At 73.8% G+C, this 4,090-nt stretch carries 5 protein-coding genes; 2 read left to right on the top strand and 3 right to left on the bottom strand.

The features are described 5' to 3' along the window. The first annotated feature begins 173 nt into the window (after nucleotides 1-173). Nucleotides 174-668: a MarR family transcriptional regulator gene (locus ACFWP3_RS41630; protein WP_384232151.1), complete on the top strand. Its 495-nt coding sequence runs from the start codon at nucleotides 174-176 to the stop codon at nucleotides 666-668. A gap of 107 nt (nucleotides 669-775) precedes the next feature. Continuing rightward, the gene (locus tag ACFWP3_RS41625) at nucleotides 776-2,263 is read left to right on the top strand and encodes a DEAD/DEAH box helicase (RefSeq protein ID WP_384232149.1); all 1,488 of its coding nucleotides are present in this window, start codon (nucleotides 776-778) and stop codon (nucleotides 2,261-2,263) included. A 39-nt stretch (nucleotides 2,264-2,302) separates the two neighbouring features. On the opposite strand, the gene ACFWP3_RS41620 is transcribed toward ACFWP3_RS41625, so the two are convergent. The 3 genes from ACFWP3_RS41620 to ACFWP3_RS41610 form a co-directional block, all read right to left on the bottom strand. Next, nucleotides 2,303-2,794: a hypothetical protein gene (locus ACFWP3_RS41620; RefSeq protein WP_384232148.1), complete on the bottom strand. Its 492-nt coding sequence runs from the start codon at nucleotides 2,792-2,794 to the stop codon at nucleotides 2,303-2,305. A 38-nt stretch (nucleotides 2,795-2,832) separates the two neighbouring features. After that, nucleotides 2,833-3,525, bottom strand: coding sequence for a GNAT family N-acetyltransferase (locus ACFWP3_RS41615; protein WP_384232146.1), 693 nt, complete (start codon nucleotides 3,523-3,525; stop codon nucleotides 2,833-2,835). A gap of 69 nt (nucleotides 3,526-3,594) precedes the next feature. Beyond that, on the bottom strand, nucleotides 3,595-4,090 hold a 496-nt coding region (locus ACFWP3_RS41610; RefSeq protein WP_384232145.1), incomplete at its 5' end, for an SRPBCC family protein.

The raw sequence follows: 4,090 nt of genomic DNA, 5'->3' as shown, positions 1-4,090 counted from the left end.
AAGCGTTCTGTGGGCGCTGCTGCGTGACGGACGGGTCTTCACCTCCGCCCCACCGGTCACGCAAGCGGCTTGACTTCGTCATTGAGACTCCTTGGTCGGACGGGCGGCAGTAGGCTCGGAGCAGGATCTTTTATCTCACGAGCTAAGTAACTTAGATGCTAAGGAGTAATTGGGTGCAGGGCAAGCCCCGCCCCGCGGCCACGGCCGGGGAGGCGCTTTCGCGCATGGACCAGTACGTCGCCCTCGGCGTCATCGCCCAGCAGGAGGTGGCGCAGCTGCTCGGGCTGAACGTCACCGACCTGACCTGCCTGGGCCACATCCTGGGCGCCGGGGACACCCCCCTCGCCGCCGGCGACCTCGCCCAACTGGCGAACCTGACCACGGGCGCCGTCACCGGGGTGCTCAACCGCCTCGAGCGGGCCGGGTACGCGCGGCGGCAGGCCGACCCGGCCGACCGGCGCCGGGTCCGGGTGGTCGCCGACCCGGCGGCGAGCGCGCGGATCTTCGCCGTGTACCAGCCGTTCTACGACCGGCTCGGCGCCCTGTTCGCCGACTACACGCCCGACGAGACCGCAGTGATCGCCGACTGGTTCGGCCGGGCAGCGGGCGAGGTCCGCGCCCACCTCGCACAGCTGCGGTCCGGGGAGCTCGGCGCCGGGCCGGCGTAAGGAGTGCCCCGGGCCCCCGCTGGTACCATGGGCGGTTGACCATCTTGTTGGTCGTCCCGCCACCCGCCTCGTTTCCCGCGGCGCACACGTCCTTCGAAAGGTCCTGCATGAGGAACCCGTCAGCTCATGGCCGATTCGGCGTGAAGGGCGGTGCCAAGCCCGGCGGCAAGTCCGGCGCCAAGGCCCCCCGGAGCACCGGGCCGCAGGGTGAGTTCACGATGCACGAGCCGAAGGTGCCGGCGCTGCCGCCGGTGGCCTCGTTCTCCGAGCTGGACCTGCCCGCCGAGCTGACGACGACCATGGCCCGGCTCGAGGTGAAGGAGCCGTTCCCCATCCAGGCCGCGACGCTCCCGAACGCGCTGGCCGGCCGGGACGTCCTGGGCCGCGGCCGCACGGGCTCCGGCAAGACCCTCGCCTTCGGCCTGGCGCTGCTGGCCCGTACGGCGGGCCGGAAGGCGGACCCGAAGCGCCCGCTGGCGCTGGTCCTCGTACCGACCCGCGAGCTGGCGCAGCAGGTGACCGACGCCCTCACCCCGTACGCCGAGGCCCTGGAGCTGCGGATGGCCACGGTGGTCGGCGGGCTGTCCATCGGGCGGCAGGTGAGCGCGCTGCGCACCGGCGCCGAGGTCGTGGTGGCCACCCCCGGGCGGCTGAGCGACCTGATCGGACGGCGCGACGTCCACCTGGAGCGCGTGCGGATCACCGTGCTCGACGAGGCCGACCAGATGTGCGACATGGGCTTCATGCCGCAGGTCACCGAGATCCTCGACCAGGTGCACCACGCGGGGCAGCGGATGCTGTTCTCGGCGACCCTGGACCGCAATGTGGACCAGCTGGTGCGTACGTACCTGAAGGACCCGGTCTCGCACTCCGTCGACCCGCAGGCGGGCGCGGTGACCACGATGGACCACCACGTGCTGCACGTGCACGCGGCCGACAAGATCTCGGCGGCCACCGAGATCGCGGCGCGCGACAACCGCGTGCTGATGTTCCTCGACACCAAACACGGGGTCGACCAGTTCGTGAAGCACCTGCGCGCGATGGGCGTACGGGCGGAGGGGCTGCACAGCGGCAAGTCGCAGCCGCAGCGCACCCGGACCCTGGCCCAGTTCAAGAGCGGCGCCGTGACCGTCCTGGTCGCCACCAACGTCGCCGCGCGCGGCATCCACATCGACGACCTCGACCTCGTGGTCAACGTGGACCCGCCCGCCGACCACAAGGACTACCTGCACCGCGGCGGCCGTACCGCCCGCGCCGGCGAGTCCGGCCGGGTCGTCACCCTCGTCGCCCCGAACCAGCGCCGGGACATGGTCCGGCTGATGTCGGACGCCCGGATCCGGCCGACCATCACCCAGGTGCGGTCCGGCGAGGCGGCGCTGAGCCGGATCACCGGCGCGAAGGCCCCCTCCGGGGTGCCGCTGGCCGGATCCGCGCCCACGGACGCCAAGGGCAGGCCCTCGGGCTCGGAGCTCGGCTTCCGCGGCATCGGCACCCGGCCGGGCCGGACGGGCAAGGGCAAGGAGTCCCGCAAGACGATGGAGGCCCGCCAGGCCGCCGAGGCCCGCCGCGCCGCCCGGGTCCGCAAGGGCATCTGACGGCCGGGGGCTCGTTCCCCCGACGGCGAAGGAGACCGCCTAGGCCAGGGTGCGGCGGCGCAGGCGTTCGGCGGCGGCGTTGCGGACCCGGCGGGTGCGGGCGAAGCCGGCGAGCAGGCCCAGGGCCTCGGACGAGGTCAAGGTGTGGGCTGCGGTGCGCTGGCACCAGTCGGAGGCCGCGGTGAGCTCCGCCGCGGCCCAGGCCTCGCCCCGGGTGATGGCCTTGAGCAGGCTCCACTCGCGCAGCCGCCGTTCGGGGAAGGCCCGGCCGGCGAGCACGGCGGTCATCGCCCGGGCCCAGCCGGGGAACCCGTCGTCGTCCAGCAGCCGCGCCGCCCGCCGGTTCAGGTGGGTGACCACGGCGCTCTCGGCCATCACCGGATCCGGGTCGCGCAGCACGGCGGCCACGACCTCGGCCTCGGCGGACCGGCCCGACGCCGCGGCCAGCGATGCGAGGTGCCGTTCGTAACGCCAGTGCTCGGGCGGCTCGGCGCCCTCGCGGACGTGCTCGTTCTTCTTCCCTCTCCCCATGACACCCATTCCACACGACCCTCCCCGGCGTCCGACGCTCAGGGTCCGGTCGGGGCTCCGGCGGTCCGCGGGGACGGCAGCATCAGGGCCTCGGCGCCGACCGGCCGGAATCCGGCGGCCTGGAAGGCGCGGACGCTGCGGGCGTTGCCGGTGGCCTGCTGGGACCAGACCGGCTGCCCGTCCGGCACGAGGTGGCGGGCGGAGCGGGCCAGGTCCCGGCCGAGGCCCCGGTGGCGGACCTCCTCGTCGACCTCGACCGCCGTCTCCCAGCGGCCCGCGACGCCGCGGCCGAGTACGAGCACTCCCCCGTCGGCCGCCCAGACCCGTACGTCGTCGCGCCGGCCCAGGGCGCGCCGCACCCGGGGGTGGTCGGGGTCGGCTATCTCGCGGAGTTCCAGCGGCGGTTCACCGGTCAGCGGGCCCGCGACGGTGAGCAGGTCGATCGTGTCGGTGGTGCGCCCCGTACGGTCGAGCAGCGCGGCCAGGAAGCGCGCGTTCATGGTGGCGGCGAGCCCGTCGCAGTCGACGGCGGCGAGGGTGGCGCGCACCCACTCCGGGTCCTCGTCGGTGAACACCACGGAATGGGCGGTGAAGGCGATGACGCCCGCGTCGCGCCGGCCGTGCTGGGGCACCACGGTCGTCCCGCCGTCGGGCGGCGGGAAACGCCCGCGGGCAGCGTCGTCCAGGATCCCGGCCAGCGTGCCGCCGGTGCGGAGTTCTTCAAGTGCCATGGCGGTGCTCCTGTTTCATGTCAGGTACACATGATCTCCGGCGCCGTGCGGACGTCGGGGGCCGGTGGGTCAGGAGCCGTCGGGCTCGCGGGGCTCCTCCTCCGGTTCGGGCAGCGGGGCGCCGGTCTCCAGGAGGGTCTTGAGGCTCGAGGCGAGCATCGGCCAGGCCCGCCCGCACATGCCGAGCAGTGTGCCGCCGGGTTCGAAGCCCTCGTGCAGGATGGTCAGCCGCGCGAGCGCGTCGCCGACCGGCTCGATCTCGTACGTCACCTTCGTGCGCCGCTCCTCGGCGAGCCGGGCCCGCAGCTCCTCGTCGATCCCGACCGAGGCCGCCCACTGCGGGGTGAAGGTGTGCCAGGTGTAGGACAGCCGGCGGTCCGGGACGCAGTCCAGGACCACCTGCTCGGGGTCGCTGGTACGGGCCCCGCGCTCGACCCAGTCCATCGGCGAGCCCACGGCCCAGTCGGTCTCGAAGCTCAGGCCCCAGTACCGGCGGGTGAAGGCGGGCTCGGTGAGGGCCTGCCAGACCCGGTCGGGATCGGCCTGGATGTACAGGGTGTAGGTG

The sequence above is a fragment of the Streptomyces sp. NPDC058525 genome, assembly GCF_042719495.1.
Taxonomy (GTDB): domain Bacteria; phylum Actinomycetota; class Actinomycetes; order Streptomycetales; family Streptomycetaceae; genus Streptomyces.
Note: the sequence above shows the minus strand (reverse complement) of the source record. Positions and strands in the feature narration are given on the sequence as shown.